Genomic DNA, 19,924 nt, shown 5'->3' on the forward strand with positions numbered 1-19,924 from the left:
CTTTGATTCTTTGCGCCTTTGCGTGAGCCATATTCATATTTTTGATCAGCAACGCCAATATTATTAAACAAAAAAAAGGGGCTGATTTTACACAGTCCCCAATTACCAATCACCGATTACAACCCATCGCTAATCGGTGATGGCGGGGATTGCTCAATTTCAGGTGATGACTCAGGTGATGGCTGAGGTGATGACTTAGGAAGAATAAATTGTCGCCAAGTCCTAATTTGTTGTTGGGCATCTCTGTAAGCAGAACTACCTTGTGGAATCAACCTGGCTGTCTCGATACTTTTAGCAACATCAAACTCGCTTTGAGAACGCGCCATTTGTAATAACTGTTGACTCCATTGATCAATAGCCACGTTCGCATCCATACGTAAGACGTTACGATTTGATACCCGATTAGCTAACTTGATTGCTTCAGCTAAAGCTTCTGGTGTGCCAGTAATAGCGACTTCTCTGGCTTTCTTCCAGTTTTCTCTGGCACGGATTTGCTCTTGCCAACTATCAACGGCTGTTTGTGCTTCTCCTGCCAGCGCTCGTCCTGATGAGGCAATTTTTTGAGCTTCCCTCACAGCAGCAGTTAAATCACCACTATCAGCGATGATGCGTGCTTGATCTAGATAAGGTTGATCTTGAATTCGCTGAATTTTAGCCGTCCAAGTGCTGATTTTTTTCCGTGCGTCTGGATATAAGGAACGACCAGATCGAATTTGACTTGCCTCTGCGATCGCAGCTTGTAATGAGTTAATATCCTCCAATAGAGCTATCTGTTCAGCACGATCTAAAAAAGGTTGATCTTCAATAGACTCCACTTTGCTACGCCACCGTCCCATTTCTTGCCGCGCTTCTTGAGAACGGGGGTTATTATCGGGAATCAGCTGCACTTCTGAGATTGCTGCCGTTAAATCGTTAATTGTGCCTTGACTAGCTAAATTTCGCGCTTTTTCCAAACGAGCAACATCTTCAATCTCTAATTGCCAACGAGCAATCAGTTGTTGGGCTTTACCATATACTTCCCTAGAAGCATCAATTTGTTGGGCTTGGTAAATAGCTGCCTCTAAACCAGCAACAGTACCTACCCAAGCATTCCTTTGTGCTTCACCCAAAACCACAAAATCATCTATTTCTGTCTGTAATGAAGTAATTGGCGGAATTTGTCTGACAATTTCTAACGCTGTATCGGCATCCCGTCTGTCCATTTTGGCTTGTGCCAATTGCAACATCTTGCGCCCAAATTCAGGAATCAACTCCTGAGCTTTTTGATACAAATAGCTGTCTGACTTAATCGACTCAGCGAGCTTAATAGCCTCAAGTAGTTGATCGACTGAGCGACTTTTTGCTATGCTTTCAGCTTTATAGAGCTTGTCACCATCTTCTCTCGCTGTCACAATGATGCGATTTAATTGGTCATATTTGGTAGTAGACCAATATTTATTGTTGACGCGTAGGAGTTTAGATGACAGCATAAAAGCTGATTGCCAATTCCTTTGCCGCAGTTCCTTTTCCGATTCTTGGTAAATTTCCTCTGCCTTTGACCAGATAGACTGCCATTTACCAATTTGTTCTTCTACTAGTTTACGTACTTCTAAGTCTTCAGGAATTTGGCGAGCCGTTGCGATCGCTTCTTCTAAATTTCCCGCTTGAAAACTCTGATCAGCTAACTGTAAAATATCCCGTGACCACCCCTCTAACAAACCATTAATTTGTCCTCTGAGGGGGTGATTTTTTGGCAGTTCCTTTACCAGTGCGATCGCTTGCAATAAGTCATTTATAGTCTGCTTAGAAGCTGCCAACTGAGCGCAGTGCAACCTTACCGAAGCACTAGCCAAAGGCCAAAAAATTTCTGGACAATTCGGTGCTGATGGTAATTTAAGCAGCATCGACATTGATATAAATCCTATAGTGCTGGGAATCAACGTTAATAATATTGACCACAGCACCCAATTTTTCATCCAGCGTGGTATTCTCTCAGTAATATAACTGAGCTTAAAATTTCGCTCTGAATGATTATCTATAGGTAATCCTTCTGTATTGTTGTCTTGTTGCTGCTTCACTGATTTATAGTTAGAACCAGTAGCTGGGACACCAGATGTTTCAGTAGTCCCGACTTCTCCAGTTCGGGATAATCTTGTTGTTTGATCTGGTTTTTCTGCTCTGGCTGGAGACCAACTGTCTGAAATATCCCGTTCTGTCATCTCACACACCAAAGTAATTGAATAGCAGTCCGCGTCAGACTGATAATTCCATTGTTGCCATACTAACTTTCTTTCTCATTATTAAAAAGCTATTTTTTCCTGTCCTATCTCCACAGATACCATTTGCGATTACTGAATTTAGTAGCTTTTTATACTTATTCCCCAACAGAAGCTTCCGTCTGCAAATCAACAATTAGTTTCGCTAGATTATCACTACTAGCTTGATAAACTCTGCCGCAAAAATCACAAGTTGCTTCCGCGCCATTATCTTTAATAATCATATCTTGCAGTTCTGCTTCTCCAAGCATTTTTAATGCTCCTAGCACCCGATCAAAGGAACAACGACAGTGGAAGCGCAACATCTGACTTTCAGGAAAAATTGTCAGACCCATATCCCCTAGCAAATCACCAAAAATTTCAGTCAGCGTCTTTCCTGCTTGCAATAATGGCGTAAACCCTGATAATGCAGATACCCTTGATTCCAAAGTAGCAACCAAGGCTTCATCTCTTGCAGCTTTGGGTAACACTTGTAATAGTATCCCTCCAGAGGCTGTAACGCCACCGGAACCAACGAATACACCTAAAACCAAAGCTGAAGGTGTTTGTTCCGAATTTACGAGGTAATGGGCGACATCATCACCAATTTCCCCAGAAACAAGTTCAACTGTACTAGAGTAGGGATAACCATAGCCAATATCCCGAACAACATACAAGTAGCCACTACCTACTGCACCACCAACATCTAGCTTACCTTTAGCATTAGGAGGCAATTCCACTGATGGGTTCTGTACATAACCCCGTACCGTGCCATCTAAGCCCGCATCTACCAATATACCACCTAAAGGCCCATCGCCCTTGACTCGCACATTGACCCTAGACCCAACACGCTTCATACTAGAAGCCATTAACAAGCCTGCTGACATAGTTCTTCCTAATGCGGCTGTAGCTACGTAAGAAAGTTTATGACGCACTCGTGCTTCCTCAGTTAAGCGTGTGGTAATCACACCAACCGCCCGAATACCCCCATCGGCCGCTGTAGCCCGAATTAATTGATCCGCCATGAAAACCCTTACAATTCTTAACAAAATTACTTTTCTATTGTAAGTTCTCTGGGGACTGGGGACTAGGAACTGGTGACTGGCGACTAGGAAAAATAGGGGAATATTTATCTTTCTCCTACCACCAATCACCAATCACCAATCACCAATCACCAATCACCAATCACCAATTACCAATTACCAATCACCAATTACCAATCACCAATCACCAATCACCAATCACCATGCTAGGAACTTTTCAACAAAGCCAACTGCGAATCGAAATTGAAGCATCAGCTACTGCCATTCACGATAGTCTATTGCGTCCAGCACAGCTAGAAAAATGGCTATTAGGACAAAGTTTTTCACCGGGAATGCCAGAAGAACTGCAAACCGGATTTCAGTTTACTACTTCCACTGGGCCAGTCCAAATACATCATCAAGTCGATGTCGTCAAACCTAATTGTCTGCGCTTGCTACTCAGTAATGGTATTGATGGCTTTCATGAATGGTATTGGGGAGAAGGTTGGGTACAGTCACGCTTGGAAGGCGTGTCAATTTTGCCTGTTAAGTTGGCTCAAACTCTAAGTTTGTTGAGTTTACGTCAGTTTTTGGTAACTCAGAAAGTGTAAATCTATAAATATTCCACCCAATATAGGAATTTAGCCTTCTCATTCCCGTACTCTGTATGGGAATGAATTCTAAAAGGATCTGTCTAGAAGTGACAATATACAAATTACGAATTATTTACCTGGTTTTACCACCAAGACTGAACAATTAGCTTCTTCCATGACTTGAGTGCTAACAGAACCCTGGACAATTCTCTTCATCCCCGTTAATCCACGACTACCAATCACTACTAAGTCGGCTTTGTAAATATTGGCTAGTCGCACAATTTCGTCAGCAGGATCACCAGTTACCAGTTCTAATTCACTTTCAAATGACAATTTTTCTTGATAGGATTGCAGCTGCTTTTCAATCTGGAAATAAGAAAACTTTGGTGACTCAGGGTGAGGACGATCAGCGGGTAATTCTATTTCTGAATCTGGTGTAGGAAATACATGACAAAGAATGACTTTGGTGTTTGATGACAAGACCAAATCACCTAAAGCCTGAATTACTCGTTCGGCAATTTCCGAGCCATCCAGAGCTACTAAAATAGTTTTTAACACCGCTTTTGTCTCCTCAAAAGTAGACCCCTTAAATCGTCACATAGGGATTTTTATTGGTGCTAACACCAATAAAAATCCCAAATGTAAACTTTAGTTTATTAAAATCACAAACTTACTACTGTCAACTAAAGAGTAACTTGTGTCAACAGTATTCAGTAAAGGTTATGCATTCTAAATTACTCATTTTCCTCAACTCGCCGTCGTACTGAATCAGCGTGGGAAGGTAAACCTTCAGCAGTGGCTAGTGCGTCAATTGCCCCAGCTACTTTATGTAGTGCAGTTGGTGAGTATTGAATAATACTGGAGTGTTTGAGAAAAGTTTCTACACCTAAGGCAGAAGCATAACGGGCTGCACCGGAGGTTGGTAAGGTATGGTTAGGCCCTGCTAAATAGTCACCTACAGCTTCTGGTGTTGAATAACCCAGGAAAATAGCTCCAGCATGGCGAATCTGAGAAATTAAAGCCCAAGGATCTTTAACTTCTAATTCCAGGTGTTCAGGAGCAAATTCATTTGAGAGTTCTGCTGCTGCGGTGAGAGATTCGACAACGACAATTAAGCCGTAATGAGCGATCGCTTTTTCTGTGTCTATCCGTCGTGGGTGATCTACCAATTGTCTATCTACAGCTACTTGGACTTTTTTCGCTAAACCAGCATCTGTTGTCAACAAAATCGCCGCCGCCATTGGATCATGTTCCGCTTGGGCTAACAAATCCGCTGCCACGTGTGCAGGATTAGCTGTTTCATCAGCAATAATCAGCACTTCGCTGGGGCCTGCTAATGAATCAATACCCACTGTCCCATAAACTAATTTTTTGGCTAAGGTGACATAGATGTTACCTGGTCCAGTAATCACATTCACTTTCGGAATCGTTTCTGTACCGTAAGCTAAAGCAGCGATCGCTTGAGCGCCCCCAATGCGATAAATTTCCTGTACCCCCGCCTCTTGTGCAGCTACTAAAACTGCGGAATTAATCGTTTTTTCTCCTCGTGTTGGTGTTACCATCACTACACGGGGTACACCTGCCACTTTGGCTGGAATAGCATTCATCAGCACCGTACTGGGATAGGAGGCGCGACCACCTGGAACGTATAAACCTGCCCGATCTACAGGGGTATAACGTTTACCAAGTACTATTTCATCCTCGCCAAAGTGTACCCAGCTTTTTGGTACTCGCTGTCGGTGAAACTCTTCAATTTGGCGACAAGCCAGTTGAATAGCTGCCAACAAATCCTTTGATACCTGTTGGTAAGCCGCATCCAGTTCTGAACCTGTCACCCGTAGTTCTTCTGGCTGCAAGGTTTGGTGGTCAAACTCTGAAGTATAATGCAATACAGCTTTGTCGCCTTGGCGCTTAACTGCTTGCAACACTTCCCTCACTGTTGCTTCTTTGTGAAGCAATTGTTCATCCTGGGTGCGTTCGCCTTCGGCGCGTTGGAGACGTTCGCAGATACGTTGTAGTTCGGCTCTAACGTCTGCCTGCTGAGTAATAATTCGCAGCATGGAATAAGGACAATGCCAAAATTTAGAATGTTCCCGCTTGAGAATTAGTTTTGCTCTTTACCCACTAAGAGATCAAGCTTTCCTAACTCTCTTCTCTAGCTTAACCTGGATTTTTTTGATACTCCCAGGATTGCCGTTTCCTTTTTCCCCTGGGGTTATTGATTTTAGTACCCTATCTTAACCTATTTTCCCCATGTGAAAACATATCCTGGTATAGGGATTTCTTAAGATTACAGGGGTGATAGAGGATGATTGGTGAGTAATTATTTTTCTCCTGTTCCCTATTTCCTGTTCTCTGTAACTTATTTTTTGCAGAAATTATAACATTGGCAATTTGGATGCTATATTAGTAAGTCTAGTAGTGTGTGTACATATTAATTAATAGTTTTTTTGGAATTGACTGTGGCGAATACAAAGTCTGCTCTCAAGCGTGCTCAAACTTCAGAACGCAACCGACTGCGTAACAAAGCATATAAATCAGCTGTAAAAACGCTGATGAAGAAGTACATTAGTGCTGTTGAAGTCTATACAGCTGATCCTACTCCCGAATCCAAACAAGCAGTAGATGCTCGGATGTCAGAGGTTTACAGCAAAATTGATAAAGCAGTGAAGCGTGGGGTGTTGCATCCCAACAACGGAGCTAGGAAAAAATCAAGATTAGCTCATAAACTCAAACCACTGACTCAAACTGCACAGTAGTCATTAGTCATTAGTCCTGAATCTAATGGATTAATGACTTAATAAATTCTCGTCAATGACTTCTGAGTAACCCATGCAGCTAATAGATACTCATGTACATCTCAACTTTGACCTGTTCCAGCCAGATTTAGCAACAGTGCGATCGCATTGGCAAAAATCAGGGGTAGTGCGTTTGGTACATTCCTGCGTTCACCCTGAAGAATTTGCCAGCATTCAAGCCCTAGCCCAGCAATTTCCTGAACTCAGTTTTGCCGTTGGCTTACATCCTCTAGATGCTGCTAAATGGAATCAAGAAACAGCCGAGAAAATAAAAACTCTAGCCAGTTCTGATGCCAAAGTAGTAGCGATTGGGGAAATGGGGTTGGATTTTTATAAAGCCCAAGACTATGACAACCAGCACATAGTATTTGAGTCTCAGTTAGCGATCGCATCTGAACTGAATCTACCAGTGATCATCCATTGTCGTGATGCCGCACCAGAAGTAAGATCAGTCTTGCAAAAATGGCGAGAGAGTCAAGGAGAAAAAGCACGGGGTGTCATGCATTGTTGGGGTGGAACACCAGAAGAAACCCAATGGTTTCTTGATTTAGGCTTCTACATTAGTTTTAGTGGGACAGTAACCTTTAAAAACGCGCAAACTATACAAGCATCAGCTGCTATAGTAAACAGCGATCGCCTACTAATTGAAACAGATTGCCCCTTCCTAGCTCCCGTCCCCAAACGAGGAGAAAAACGCAATGAACCTGCCTATGTCCTTTATGTAGCAGAAAAATTAGCCCAGTTGCGGGGGGAAACTATAGAAGCCATAGCCCATCAAACCACCCAAAATGCTTGCAAATTATTTGGACTGGCATTATGAAGGGCAAAACATGAAGGTAAATTACTAGGGTCTGGCTAACCATCAAAGAAAGCACATTTTGTACCTGCTTTTAGGATCATTCCCTTGATCAATTGTATTAATTAAAAAAATAAGACTCTAGGAGGACAAAAGTGTGCTAATATTATTCCCTCCAAAACATTTTACTTGCGCCATAATAATGATAAAGGAAGGAATTTATAACTTCTGAAAGCCACTTAATTTCAGGCGGGTATAAAACTATACTGGGCTGATTAGGGATTTGTGAATATAAAAACCAAAATTTCACGGACATCTAAAACTATCTCTACAAGCAGATGCTCTCAATAGATAACAAATCCTGGCAGACTAGGTTGATATGGACTTTTGCACAACAGCGGATCTGGTGTGAATTGAACCTATAGAAAATTGTTAAACATAAAGTGCCTTGTGACTAAAATTCAGCAACATAAATCCATCCTGATTCAGAGCCGGCTCTCCCGGATTCTTCAATTTTGGGATCTCACTGTGAGTATAGATAAATTCTTTTAAAGATACAACAGTGTGGATGTGCATAGATTAATGAAGGCGCTGTTTTGGAGGCGAAGTGAGGAAAAAAAATAAAACTCAGCAAGACATTAACAATCTGTTCTGGTTGAGTAAATCCCCTAGCTGGATTTTAGCAAACCTCGCTTCTCCACAAGGGCGATTACCCCCTTGTCAAAAGCGCCCATTCCAGATTTAATTGCTGCGGACAGCTTTTTTACCTGTTAACAGCAGGTAGTTTAAGAAGGAGTTTCCCAGCAGCTTGCACGCACGGGCGCTTGGGTCGGGAACATAATCACAGCAGCATTCAAGGGAAAGTTTAACCAGGTTGACAAAGGTAGAGGCATGACTAACGAAACATATATGGAACCCGCCTTTCTGTTACCCGACTTAATTGAAATCCAGCGTTCAAGCTTTCGCTGGTTTTTAGAAGAAGGGCTAATAGAAGAGTTGAACTCCTTTAGTCCAATTACAGACTACACCGGGAAACTAGAACTGCACTTTTTAGGTAATAACTACAAACTCAAAGAACCTAAGTACAGTGTCGAAGAATCCAAACGGCGGGACAGCACTTATGCAGTCCAAATGTACGTACCCACACGTCTTTTAAATAAAGAAACAGGGGATATTAAAGAACAAGAAGTATTTATAGGTGATCTGCCGTTGATGACGGATCGCGGTACGTTTATTATCAACGGAGCCGAACGGGTCATCGTCAACCAAATAGTGCGATCGCCTGGAGTTTACTACAAATCAGAAATTGATAAAAACGGAAGACGGACTTATTCTGCCAGCTTAATCCCTAACCGGGGGGCATGGCTAAAATTTGAAACAGACCGTAACGACTTAGTTTGGGTACGCATCGATAAAACCCGCAAACTCTCAGCCCAGGTACTTCTCAAAGCATTAGGATTATCAGACAACGAAATCTTTGATGCCCTACGTCACCCAGAGTACTTCCAAAAAACCATCGAAAAAGAAGGGCAATTTTCCGAAGAGGAAGCCCTGATGGAGTTATATCGTAAACTACGTCCAGGTGAACCACCAACAGTCTTAGGTGGACAACAACTTTTAGATTCCCGCTTCTTTGATCCTAAACGCTACGATCTAGGTCGTGTAGGACGTTATAAACTCAACAAAAAATTACGTCTCTCAGTCCCCGACACCATGCGTGTCCTCACACCTGGAGACATCCTCGCCGCAGTAGATTACCTCATCAACCTAGAATATGATATCGGTAGTATTGATGACATCGACCACCTCGGAAATCGCCGAGTTAGAAGTGTTGGCGAATTACTGCAAAACCAAGTCCGAGTTGGATTAAATCGCCTAGAGCGAATCATTCGGGAACGGATGACTGTATCCGATGCCGAAGTTTTGACACCAGCATCCTTGGTTAACCCCAAACCACTAGTAGCAGCAATCAAAGAATTCTTTGGTTCCAGCCAACTTAGTCAGTTCATGGATCAAACCAATCCCCTGGCCGAACTGACCCATAAACGCCGTCTGAGCGCCTTAGGTCCAGGTGGTCTGACACGAGAACGGGCAGGCTTCGCCGTGCGAGATATCCATCCCAGCCACTACGGACGGATATGCCCCATCGAAACCCCAGAAGGACCCAACGCCGGGTTAATTGGCTCTTTAGCTACCCATGCCCGTGTTAACTTATACGGCTTTTTAGAAACCCCTTTTAGACCAGTAGAAAATGGCAAAGTGCGGTTTGATGTCCAACCAGTGTACATGACCGCCGATGAAGAAGACGATTTGCGGACGGCAACTGGTGACATTCCCGTAGACGAAAATGGCTACATCAAAGGACCTCAAGTTCCAGTCCGCTATCGCCAAGATTGGGCTACAACTACACCGGAACAAGTGGACTATGTAGCAGTATCACCAGTGCAGATTGTATCTGTAGCTACGAGCATGATTCCCTTCTTGGAACATGACGACGCTAACCGGGCCCTAATGGGTTCCAATATGCAACGCCAAGCAGTTCCTCTACTCAAGCCAGAACGCCCCCTAGTCGGCACAGGCTTAGAAGCTCAAGGCGCTAGAGACTCCGGGATGGTGATTGTCTCGCGGACTGATGGGGATGTTGTGTATGTAGATGCGGCAGAAATTCGCGTCCGAGTCAGAGAACAAACAACAGACAAAACCCTAACCCAGTCACCAGCCTCTAGCAAAGAGTCGCCAACAGGCAAACCCCAAGAAGTTACATATTATCTTTCCAAATATCAACGCTCTAACCAAGATACCTGTCTCAACCAAAAGCCCCTAGTCCGCATTGGGGAAAAAGTTGTAGCTGGACAAGTGTTAGCAGATGGTTCTTCCACCGAAGGGGGAGAGTTAGCACTAGGACAAAACATCGTCGTCGCCTATATGCCATGGGAAGGCTACAACTATGAAGACGCGATTTTGATTTCTGAGCGGTTAGTACAGGATGATATCTACACCTCAATTCACATTGAAAAATATGAAATTGAGGCTAGACAAACCAAACTCGGACCAGAAGAAATCACCAGAGAAATTCCCAACGTCGGGGAAGATGCCCTCAGACAACTAGATGAACAGGGGATTATCCGCATTGGGGCTTGGGTAGAAGCTGGGGATATCCTGGTGGGCAAAGTTACCCCCAAGGGAGAATCTGACCAACCACCAGAAGAAAAACTACTACGGGCGATCTTCGGGGAAAAAGCCCGCGACGTGCGCGACAACTCCCTGAGAGTTCCCAACGGTGAAAAAGGGCGCGTCGTTGATGTGCGGCTGTTCACCAGAGAACAAGGTGACGAACTGCCACCAGGGGCAAACATGGTCGTGCGGGTGTATGTAGCCCAAAAACGCAAGATCCAAGTCGGCGACAAAATGGCAGGGCGACACGGCAACAAGGGGATTATTTCCCGGATTTTGCCAGCTGAAGATATGCCCTACTTACCTGATGGATCTCCAGTCGATATAGTCCTCAACCCCTTGGGTGTACCCAGCCGGATGAATGTCGGTCAGGTGTTTGAGTGTTTGTTAGGTTGGGCAGGTCAAAACCTCGGAGTGAGATTCAAAATTACTCCCTTTGACGAAATGTACGGCGAAGAATCTTCCCGCCGGATTGTTCATGGCAAACTCCAAGAGGCCAGGGACGAAACAGGTAAAAACTGGGTCTATAACCCCGATGATCCTGGCAAAATTATGGTCTATGACGGACGCACAGGGGAACCTTTTGACCGCCCAATTACCATTGGTGTGGCTTATATGTTGAAACTGGTGCATTTAGTCGATGACAAAATTCACGCCCGTTCGACAGGACCTTACTCCTTGGTGACACAGCAACCCCTGGGTGGTAAAGCTCAACAAGGCGGTCAAAGATTCGGAGAAATGGAAGTGTGGGCCCTGGAGGCATTTGGCGCAGCTTACACCTTGCAGGAATTGCTAACAGTCAAATCTGACGATATGCAAGGTAGAAATGAAGCCCTAAATGCGATCGTCAAAGGCAAAGCCATTCCCCGTCCGGGAACTCCAGAATCCTTTAAGGTATTGATGCGCGAGTTGCAATCTTTGGGATTAGATATTGCTGTCCACAAAGTAGAAACCCAAGCAGACGGCAGTTCCTTAGATGTAGAAGTCGATTTAATGGCAGACCAAGCCACCCGTCGCACCCCTCCACGACCCACCTATGAGTCACTTTCTCGTGAGTCGTTGGAAGAAGAAGAGTAGTAATTCGTAATTGATAATTCGTAATTCGTAATTGCATGAAAATTACGAATTGCGAATTACAAACTACAAATTACTAATTGTTAATTACGAATTACGAATTACGAATTACGAATTAATTATGAGACCTGCCCAGACTAATCAGTTTGACTACGTAAAAATCGGACTAGCTTCTCCTGAACGTATTCGTCAGTGGGGTGAGCGAACTTTGCCTAATGGCCAGGTAGTTGGTGAAGTCACCAAGCCGGAGACTATCAACTACCGAACTCTGAAGCCAGAGATGGATGGTTTGTTCTGCGAACGCATCTTTGGCCCAGCTAAGGACTGGGAATGCCATTGTGGCAAATATAAAAGAGTACGTCACAGAGGCATTGTCTGCGAACGCTGCGGTGTGGAGGTAACAGAGTCACGGGTGCGACGACACCGCATGGGCTTTATTAAGTTAGCTGCCCCTGTTGCCCACGTTTGGTATCTCAAGGGCATCCCCAGCTACATTGCTATCTTGTTAGATATGCCACTGCGGGATGTAGAACAAATTGTTTATTTCAACTCTTATGTTGTTTTAGCTCCTGGTAATGCCGATACCCTCACTTACAAACAACTGTTGAGTGAAGACCAGTGGCTAGAAATTGAAGACGCTATTTATAGCGAAGACTCCCAACTGGTGGGGGTAGAGGTAGGTATTGGGGCAGAAGCGCTCTTAAGGTTGCTCTCGGATATTAATTTAGAGCAAGAAGCGGAAAATCTCCGAGAAGAAATCGGCAACGCTAAAGGTCAAAAACGAGCCAAGCTGATTAAACGGCTGCGGGTGATTGATAACTTTATTGCCACCGGTTCTAAACCGGAATGGATGGTGATGGCTGTGATTCCGGTCATTCCTCCAGATTTGCGCCCCATGGTACAGCTAGATGGGGGTAGATTTGCTACTAGCGATTTAAATGATTTATACCGTCGGGTAATTAATCGCAATAACCGTTTAGCCAGACTGCAAGAAATTTTAGCTCCAGAAATCATTGTCCGTAACGAAAAACGGATGCTGCAAGAAGCAGTGGATGCTTTGATTGATAATGGTCGCCGGGGACGGACTGTGGTGGGAGCAAATAACCGCCCGTTGAAGTCTTTGTCAGACATTATTGAAGGTAAACAAGGACGTTTTCGTCAAAACCTGTTGGGTAAACGGGTTGACTATTCAGGACGTTCGGTAATTGTCGTGGGGCCAAAGCTGAAGATTCACCAGTGCGGTTTGCCTAGAGAAATGGCAATTGAGTTGTTTCAACCTTTTGTGATTAACCGCTTGATTCGTTCGGGCATGGTGAATAACATCAAGGCAGCGAAAAAGCTGATTTCTCGCAATGACCCCAGTGTATGGGATGTGCTGGAAGAAGTGATTGAAGGGCATCCGGTGATGTTAAACCGCGCTCCCACACTGCACCGTTTGGGGATTCAAGCTTTTGAACCAATTTTAGTAGAAGGTAGGGCAATTCAACTCCATCCTCTGGTATGTCCGGCTTTTAACGCTGACTTTGACGGCGACCAAATGGCGGTACACGTACCTCTATCGTTAGAAAGTCAAGCAGAAGCACGGCTGTTGATGTTGGCTTCTAATAATATTCTTTCACCAGCAACAGGTAAACCAATCGTTACCCCTAGCCAAGACATGGTACTAGGGGCGTATTACCTGACAGCAGAAAATCCGGCAGCAACTAAAGGGGCTGGTGGATTTTTTGCCTCTCTTGATGATGTGATTATGGCTTATCAGCAAGACCAGGTTGACCTGCATTCCTATATTTATGTGCGGTTTGACGGAGAAATGGAAACAAGCGTTCCAGATACCGAGCCATTAGAAATCGTAGTTAACGAGGATGGTACTCGGACGTTGCTGTATAAATACCGTCGTGTCCGCCAAGATGCCGAAGGAAATTTACTTTCTCAGTATATCTACACCACCGCTGGTCGAGTGATTTATAACAACGCAATTCAGGAAGCTTTAGCAAGCTAAAAAAAGTACTGAGTACCGAGTACCGAGTAAAGAGTAACTAGTAGTAGAAAAGTTATATAGCGTCTCTACAGAGATTTTCACTCAATACTTATCGCTCAGTACTCAATACTCATTACTTATCACTCGGTACTCAGTACTCAATAATGGAGAGACTAATGACTGAAAAAATGATTTTTCGCAACGTTGTCGTCAACAAGGGTCAACTGAGAAACTTGATTTCTTGGGCATTTACCCATCATGGGACGGCGCGGACAGCGGTAATGGCGGATAAATTAAAAGAGCTAGGATTCCGTTATGCCACCAAAGCCGGGGTATCTATTAGCGTTGATGATTTGATGGTTCCACCTTCCAAGCGATCGCTCCTAGAAGCAGCAGAAGAAGAAATTCTCAGCACCGAAGCCCGATTCAAACGGGGAGAAATCACCGAAGTGGAACGGTTCCAAAAGGTAATTGATACCTGGAACAGCACCAGCGAAAGTCTCAAAGACGAGGTGGTGACTCACTTCAAAAAAACCAACCCCCTCAATTCCGTCTATATGATGGCCTTTTCGGGAGCGCGGGGTAACATCTCCCAAGTCCGGCAGCTAGTAGGTATGCGGGGACTAATGGCAGATCCCCAAGGGGAAATTATTGACTTGCCCATCAAAACCAACTTCCGGGAAGGGCTAACAGTTACAGAATATATTATTTCTTCTTATGGAGCCAGAAAAGGGTTAGTAGATACTGCCCTCCGCACCGCCGACTCTGGTTATCTCACCCGACGATTAGTAGACGTATCTCAAGATGTAATTATTCGGGAATTTGACTGCGGCACCACCAGGGGTGTCCCTGTCCGGGATATGACCGAAGGCGCTAAAATTTTGATTCCCATCGGTAACCGATTAATGGGAAGAGTGGTAGGAGAAGACGTAATTCACCCCACCACAGGAGAAATTATTGCTACCCGCAACACTCCCATCTCCGATGACTTAGCCATAGAAATTCAAAAAGCTGATGTCAAAGAAGTGATAGTGCGATCGCCCCTCACCTGCGAAGCCGCCCGTTCTGTGTGTCAACACTGTTATGGCTGGAGTTTAGCCCATGCCAAAATGGTAGACCTGGGAGAAGCAGTGGGGATTATTGCCGCCCAGAGTATCGGTGAACCAGGAACCCAGTTGACCATGCGGACTTTCCACACCGGGGGTGTATTCACCGGGGAAGTAGCCCAACAGGTGAGATCCAAAATTGACGGTACGGTCAAGATATCCCGCAAGCTCAAAACCCGTCCCTATCGCACCCGTCACGGTGAAGACGCACTCTATGCCGAAACCAATGGCACTTTAACCTTAGAAGCCAAGGGTGAAGCTGAGAACCAAGAAATTCAGATCACCCAAGGTTCGACACTGTATATTGTTCCTGGTCAACAGGTCAAAGCTGCCCAACTATTGGCAGAAGTAGCCCTGGGAGGCAGAACCACCCGCACCAATACAGAAAAAGCTGTTAAAGATGTAGCCTCTGACCTAGCGGGAGAGGTGCAGTTTGCCGATGTTGTTTCTGAACAAAAAACTGATAGACAAGGCAACACCACCACCACAGCATCAAGAGGGGGATTAATTTGGATTCTTTCTGGTGAAGTTTATAACTTGCCACCAGGAGCAGAACTAGTAGTTAACAACGGTGATGCGATCGCCTCCAATGGTGTATTAGCAGAAACCAAATTAACCTCCGTGCATGGTGGGGTAGTGCGGTTGCCAGAAGCAATTCCCGGTAAAGCCACCAGAGAAATCGAAATCATCACCGCCTCTGTGGTATTAGACCAAGCCACGGTGACAGTCCAGAGTTTCCAAGGACGCAACAACTACTTAGTGCATACAGGAAACAGAGAACGGGTTCCAGGGAGCAGTGAACAAGAAGAAACTGCATCTTCTGCTCAAGTCTTTAACCTCCGAGCTACACCAGGCACAAAAGTCCAGAATGGGCAAGTAGTCGCTGAGTTAATAGATGACCGTTATCGCACCACCACCGGAGGCTTCTTGAAGTTTGCTGGTGTGGAAGTGCAGAAAAAAGGCAAAGCCAAATTAGGTTATGAAGTAGTCACCGGTGGCACACTGCTGTGGATTCCTGAAGAAACCCACGAAGTCAACAAAGATATATCCTTGTTGTTAGTCGAAGATGGGCAATTTGTCGAAGCTGGCACTGAAGTCGTCAAAGACATCTTCTGTCAAACCAGCGGTGTCATCGAAGTCACCCAGAAAAACGACATCTTGCGGGAAGTGGTGATTAAACCAGGTGAACTGCTGATGGTCGATGACCCTGAAGCAGTATTAGGGCGAGATAACACCCTAATTCAACCAGGTGAAGAATTCCAAGGCACGGTAGCCACAGAACTGCGCTACATTCAGTATGTAGAGTCACCAGAAGGTCCTGCTCTGTTGAGTCGTCCGGTAGTAGAGTTTGCCGTTCCTAGCAACCCAGACCTACCTTCTACCACCTCAGTTAGTCAGCAAACAGGCCGCTCAATTCAGTTGCGAGCAGTACAACGACTGCCCTATAAAGATTCCGAGCGAGTCAAATCTGTAGAAGGGGTGGAACTACTTCGGACTCAACTGGTGTTAGAAATTGAGCAAGAGGGTGAACAAGACCACACAGCCTCACCTCTGGCAGCAGACATTGAATTAGTCACTGATGCAGAAAATCCAGAACTTCAGCGCTTGCAGTTGGTAATTCTGGAATCGTTGGTAATTCGCCGCGATATTTCTGCTGATGCCACCCAAGGCAGCACTCAAACCACTTTGGAAGTAGAAGATGGTTTAAGTATTGCTCCTGGTGCTGTGGTCGCACGAACACAAATTTTGTGTAAAGAGGGCGGTATAGTCCGTGGCGTGAGAAAAGGCACAGAAGCTGTGCGTCGCTGTTTAGTCTTGCGCGACAGTGACATGATCACCATGACTACCAAAACTGCCCCCAAAGTCAAGAAAGGTAATTTGTTGGTCGAAGGTACAGAAATTGCGGCTGGTGTGTTTGCAGCCGAATCTGGACAAGTGGTAGAGATAAAAGCAGGTGACAAGGAACTCTTAACGGGTGACAGAGACTCTTCTTCACTATCACCTTCTGCTTATACTCTTACTTTGCGGGTAGGTCGTCCCTATCGCGTCAGTCCTGGTGCGGTGTTGCAAATAGAAGATGGGGATTTAGTGCAACGGGGTGACAACTTGGTGTTATTGGTGTTTGAAAGAGCCAAAACTGGAGACATTATCCAAGGTTTGCCCAGAATTGAAGAACTGCTAGAAGCTCGCAAACCCAAGGAAGCCTGTATTTTGTGCCGTCGTCCGGGAGAAGTGAAGGTGGTTTATGGAGATGGGGATGAAAGCATAACTACATCTCGCGAAGCTTACGCTATCAAGGTTGTGGAATCTAATGGCGTTATCACCGACTATCCCCTGGGACCTGGACAAAACTTAATGGTTTCTGATGGGGTTCAGGTATTAGCAGGTCAACCCCTGACTGATGGCCCTTCTAATCCCCATGAGATTTTAGAAATTTTCTTTAGTCTTGGTTCTGATGATGGCATCTATGCCTGTGCTAGTCATGCACTGCAAAAGGTACAGAGCTTTTTGGTTAACGAAGTGCAGATGGTATACCAGTCTCAAGGCATTGAGATTGCTGACAAACACATTGAGGTGATTGTCCGCCAAATGACTAATAAGGTGCGGATTGATGATGGTGGGGATACTACCATGTTGCCTGGTGAGTTGGTTGAGTTGCGCCAAGTTGAGCAGGTAAATGAAGCAATGTCAATTACAGGTGGTGCAAAGGCGCAATATACCCCCGTGTTGTTAGGTATCACCAAGGCATCTCTTAACACTGATAGCTTTATTTCTGCTGCCTCTTTCCAAGAAACAACCAGAGTCTTAACGGAAGCTGCTATTGAAGGTAAGTCTGATTGGCTGCGGGGATTGAAGGAAAACGTGATCATCGGGCGGTTGATACCTGCTGGTACTGGTTACAATACCTATGAAGAAACTACCATCGTTGAAGACTATGGAACTGATTTGGGTAACAGCGTCTTAGATGAAGTCGATGACCCGTTGGATATGGTGTTAGATGACCGCACGGCCAAGCTCTATAGTTTAGATACTCCTGCTTTGGGAGATGGTAGCTATGGGGGAAGAAAGGCAGAAAAGTCGTCAATTTTGGATGATGATGATGATCTGATTGCTGATGAAGTCAGCGACCTTGTAGAAGAGGAAGAAGAAGACGACGACTACGAGGAAGAAGAGGATGATGATTACGATGAAGACTAAAACCGTTGACCTACGTTAGTAACGTTCGTAGCGTACTAAAAGTAAAAGGTAATAGTTGGAAAGGGCAAAAGATTAATTTCTTTTGCCTTTTTGTATGATTTCTAATTAAAGGATTTAATCAAAAGTTAGTAACGGTAACACTTAGACCAGAATCAAGCTTGGGAACCTTTAAATACTCGATTGGCTCATAACTTTGACGATTTGGGTTATTTGTTGCGGAGCATGGTTGAAAGAAAGTCTCTGGGTTGTTGATATACTCCAGTGGTTTAATTTTTGTGCATTCTGGATCGCTTACTCTCAAGCTTCCATCAGTATTATGAGTCTGATCGCTCACAATATTATTCCATTTACTAGTAATTGTGGCTGCTTCCGTTACCAAATTAGCTGACTGATTACGTTTACCTGTAATATCAGAAGTTTGTTTTGGGTTAGCATAAGCACTAGTAGTAATAGCTACCGTACTAATAGAAACGGCTAAAGTTAAAAGATATAATTTCATAATTAACGGAATTAAGATTTAGAACTAGTGAAAAAATTACCATTAACTCAGCACAAACACTGGATACTGTAGAACTAGTTTAAAGCGCATTTCCTGTTTATTCTAGAACTAGTAGGCGTTTTCGCTGTTTTTCTTCTTAAAAGTCTGTCAAACTTCAAAATTCTTAATTTTAATATCGTCTTCCAATGGCTGACATAAGTCCCAAAATCCCATAGGCTAATTTAAAGTGTGCAGTTCCCACAAAGTCATCCACAAGATATACTTAACCTTGTTGTAGGCTTTACTAATCTGTTTCTAGTAGAGGTAAAAATGCCTCTCAAAGTGCAAAATATTGCTATCCTCAATCATTACTCATTTGTCGATCACAATTTGTAACCAAAATGTCTTTAAAAATTGTTCAGAATTTTGATAGTAGTTTTACACTCGCACCAGAAGCTCAAGAAACTCTGTTTAAATTATTGACTAGTGAATCATTTTTAAGCCAAATTTGTCACAATTGGCAATGTGAAAAAATTGAATTTACGGAAATGCTTTTTCAACCAGTTCCCTACAGTCCAGCGACTCCCAAAGGGATGCCACCAGAATTTGAAGAATATCATAAATCTGAAGATTACACCATCATTAACGTACCACCAAATTTTATGTTTAATGCTAAAATTTTCAGACCAAGCCGCCTTTGTGCAATTTACAGGAAAAAGCTTTAAGCAGTGGTGAAGAAAATATGTTTTGCTGCCATTACAAACTATCCGAGCAAATAGTAAATTATTAACTTATAAAGTTCCATCATGACTACTGAAACTAATATTCCTTCTTTAGCTAATCTAGAATATGTTGCTTACATTGATGATAATGGTGAATTTCCAGCACAATTTCAGGGTAAAATAGGAGTTTATGCTATTTTTAATCAAGAAAAAATTCTCCAATTTGTGGGTTATTCCCGCGATATTTATCTTAGTCTTAAACAGCATTTAGTTCGTCAACCTGAACAATGTCATTGGGTGAAGGTACAAACTATTGAACGACCTAACCGCACGATTTTAGAAAATATTGAAAATGCTTGGATGACTGAAAATGGCAGTCTTGATTTAGGTAATGTGGAAAATAAGCAAAAATGGACTAATCCTATTGATGCTAAGGCACTCATGACAGATGAAGAAAAGGCTAAATATCAAAATCCATTAATTGATGATTTAGTAAAAATGAAACTTATTAAAAATGTAGCGCGGCGAGTTGAAGAAGAAATTCTAGCAGTATTAGTAGCACGAGGTTTAAAAACTCAAATTCGCTTTAATCCTAAATTAAAAGAAGATGGATTACTGGATTTGAAATAGGTCTAAAGCTACTTTTCGCACTACAATGTGTCTTATACGGTGTGCCAGATGCTGAAAATAGAAACTGGCATTTTTGACTCAGTACTCAGCACTCAGCACTTTTCCAAGTCAGTTGCTTGTA

General features: G+C 43.8%; 13 protein-coding genes. 8 read left to right on the forward strand and 5 right to left on the reverse strand.

All coding sequences use genetic code 11. The features are described 5' to 3' along the window. Positions 1-116: 116 nt before the first annotated feature. On the reverse strand, positions 117-2,198 hold the full coding sequence (locus ACSQ6I_RS08445; RefSeq protein WP_438889902.1) for a chromosome segregation ATPase: 2,082 nt from the start codon (positions 2,196-2,198) through the stop codon (positions 117-119). A gap of 155 nt (positions 2,199-2,353) precedes the next feature. Continuing rightward, positions 2,354-3,259, reverse strand: coding sequence for an Hsp33 family molecular chaperone HslO (gene hslO / locus ACSQ6I_RS08450; RefSeq protein ID WP_438889903.1), 906 nt, complete (start codon positions 3,257-3,259; stop codon positions 2,354-2,356). A 221-nt stretch (positions 3,260-3,480) separates the two neighbouring features. On the opposite strand from hslO, the gene ACSQ6I_RS08455 reads away from it, so the two are divergent. Beyond that, positions 3,481-3,867 carry a hypothetical protein gene (locus ACSQ6I_RS08455; protein WP_438889904.1) on the forward strand — a complete coding sequence of 129 codons (387 nt, stop codon included), beginning with the start codon at positions 3,481-3,483 and terminating at the stop codon, positions 3,865-3,867. Between the two features lie 111 nt (positions 3,868-3,978). Here the strand turns inward: ACSQ6I_RS08455 and ACSQ6I_RS08460 are convergent, their stop codons facing one another. Together ACSQ6I_RS08460 and hisD are read right to left on the reverse strand one after the other, a co-directional pair. After that, positions 3,979-4,407, reverse strand: a complete 429-nt coding sequence (locus ACSQ6I_RS08460; RefSeq protein WP_438889905.1) for a universal stress protein — start codon at positions 4,405-4,407, stop codon at positions 3,979-3,981. Positions 4,408-4,583: 176 nt separating this feature from the next. Beyond that, positions 4,584-5,909 carry a histidinol dehydrogenase gene (hisD, locus tag ACSQ6I_RS08465; RefSeq protein ID WP_438889906.1) on the reverse strand — a complete coding sequence of 442 codons (1,326 nt, stop codon included), beginning with the start codon at positions 5,907-5,909 and terminating at the stop codon, positions 4,584-4,586. Positions 5,910-6,311: 402 nt separating this feature from the next. Between hisD and rpsT the strand changes: the two genes are divergently transcribed. The 5 genes from rpsT (at position 6,312) to ACSQ6I_RS08490 (ending at position 17,973) form a co-directional block, all read left to right on the forward strand. Next, the gene (gene rpsT / locus ACSQ6I_RS08470) at positions 6,312-6,608 is read left to right on the forward strand and encodes a 30S ribosomal protein S20 (RefSeq protein WP_438889907.1); all 297 of its coding nucleotides are present in this window, start codon (positions 6,312-6,314) and stop codon (positions 6,606-6,608) included. A gap of 73 nt (positions 6,609-6,681) precedes the next feature. After that, positions 6,682-7,467, forward strand: coding sequence for a TatD family hydrolase (locus tag ACSQ6I_RS08475; RefSeq protein ID WP_438889908.1), 786 nt, complete (start codon positions 6,682-6,684; stop codon positions 7,465-7,467). A gap of 867 nt (positions 7,468-8,334) precedes the next feature. After that, positions 8,335-11,694: a DNA-directed RNA polymerase subunit beta gene (rpoB, locus tag ACSQ6I_RS08480; protein ID WP_438889909.1), complete on the forward strand. Its 3,360-nt coding sequence runs from the start codon at positions 8,335-8,337 to the stop codon at positions 11,692-11,694. A gap of 118 nt (positions 11,695-11,812) precedes the next feature. After that, the gene (locus tag ACSQ6I_RS08485) at positions 11,813-13,690 is read left to right on the forward strand and encodes a DNA-directed RNA polymerase subunit gamma (RefSeq protein ID WP_438889910.1); all 1,878 of its coding nucleotides are present in this window, start codon (positions 11,813-11,815) and stop codon (positions 13,688-13,690) included. Positions 13,691-13,845: 155 nt separating this feature from the next. Then, the gene (locus tag ACSQ6I_RS08490) at positions 13,846-17,973 is read left to right on the forward strand and encodes a DNA-directed RNA polymerase subunit beta' (protein WP_438889911.1); all 4,128 of its coding nucleotides are present in this window, start codon (positions 13,846-13,848) and stop codon (positions 17,971-17,973) included. 118 nt (positions 17,974-18,091) lie between these two features. Here ACSQ6I_RS08490 and ACSQ6I_RS08495 read toward each other — a convergent pair whose 3' ends face one another. Continuing rightward, positions 18,092-18,472 carry a hypothetical protein gene (locus tag ACSQ6I_RS08495; protein WP_438889912.1) on the reverse strand — a complete coding sequence of 127 codons (381 nt, stop codon included), beginning with the start codon at positions 18,470-18,472 and terminating at the stop codon, positions 18,092-18,094. 380 nt (positions 18,473-18,852) lie between these two features. Between ACSQ6I_RS08495 and ACSQ6I_RS08500 the strand changes: the two genes are divergently transcribed. After that, the gene (locus ACSQ6I_RS08500) at positions 18,853-19,176 is read left to right on the forward strand and encodes a hypothetical protein (protein WP_438889913.1); all 324 of its coding nucleotides are present in this window, start codon (positions 18,853-18,855) and stop codon (positions 19,174-19,176) included. A gap of 81 nt (positions 19,177-19,257) precedes the next feature. Next, entirely contained in the window at positions 19,258-19,803 is a 546-nt protein-coding gene (locus ACSQ6I_RS08505) for a GIY-YIG nuclease family protein (RefSeq protein WP_438889914.1), read from the forward strand. Positions 19,804-19,924 lie beyond the last annotated feature (121 nt).

The sequence above is a fragment of the Anabaena sp. WFMT genome, from assembly GCF_051781005.1.
Taxonomy (GTDB): domain Bacteria; phylum Cyanobacteriota; class Cyanobacteriia; order Cyanobacteriales; family Nostocaceae; genus Anabaena.

What these genes read in the sequence shown, in the direction of transcription:
- ACSQ6I_RS08485 (WP_438889910.1), top strand. Translation starts at nt 11,813, where the DNA reads ATGAGACCTGCCCAGACTAATCAGTTTGACTACGTAAAAATCGGACTA.
- hslO (WP_438889903.1), bottom strand. Translation starts at nt 3,259, where the DNA reads ATGGCGGATCAATTAATTCGGGCTACAGCGGCCGATGGGGGTATTCGG.
- ACSQ6I_RS08490 (WP_438889911.1), top strand. Translation starts at nt 13,846, where the DNA reads ATGACTGAAAAAATGATTTTTCGCAACGTTGTCGTCAACAAGGGTCAA.
- ACSQ6I_RS08505 (WP_438889914.1), top strand. Translation starts at nt 19,258, where the DNA reads ATGACTACTGAAACTAATATTCCTTCTTTAGCTAATCTAGAATATGTT.
- ACSQ6I_RS08500 (WP_438889913.1), top strand. Translation starts at nt 18,853, where the DNA reads ATGTCTTTAAAAATTGTTCAGAATTTTGATAGTAGTTTTACACTCGCA.
- ACSQ6I_RS08475 (WP_438889908.1), top strand. Translation starts at nt 6,682, where the DNA reads ATGCAGCTAATAGATACTCATGTACATCTCAACTTTGACCTGTTCCAG.
- rpoB (WP_438889909.1), top strand. Translation starts at nt 8,335, where the DNA reads ATGACTAACGAAACATATATGGAACCCGCCTTTCTGTTACCCGACTTA.
- ACSQ6I_RS08455 (WP_438889904.1), top strand. Translation starts at nt 3,481, where the DNA reads ATGCTAGGAACTTTTCAACAAAGCCAACTGCGAATCGAAATTGAAGCA.
- ACSQ6I_RS08445 (WP_438889902.1), bottom strand. Translation starts at nt 2,198, where the DNA reads ATGACAGAACGGGATATTTCAGACAGTTGGTCTCCAGCCAGAGCAGAA.
- hisD (WP_438889906.1), bottom strand. Translation starts at nt 5,909, where the DNA reads ATGCTGCGAATTATTACTCAGCAGGCAGACGTTAGAGCCGAACTACAA.
- ACSQ6I_RS08495 (WP_438889912.1), bottom strand. Translation starts at nt 18,472, where the DNA reads ATGAAATTATATCTTTTAACTTTAGCCGTTTCTATTAGTACGGTAGCT.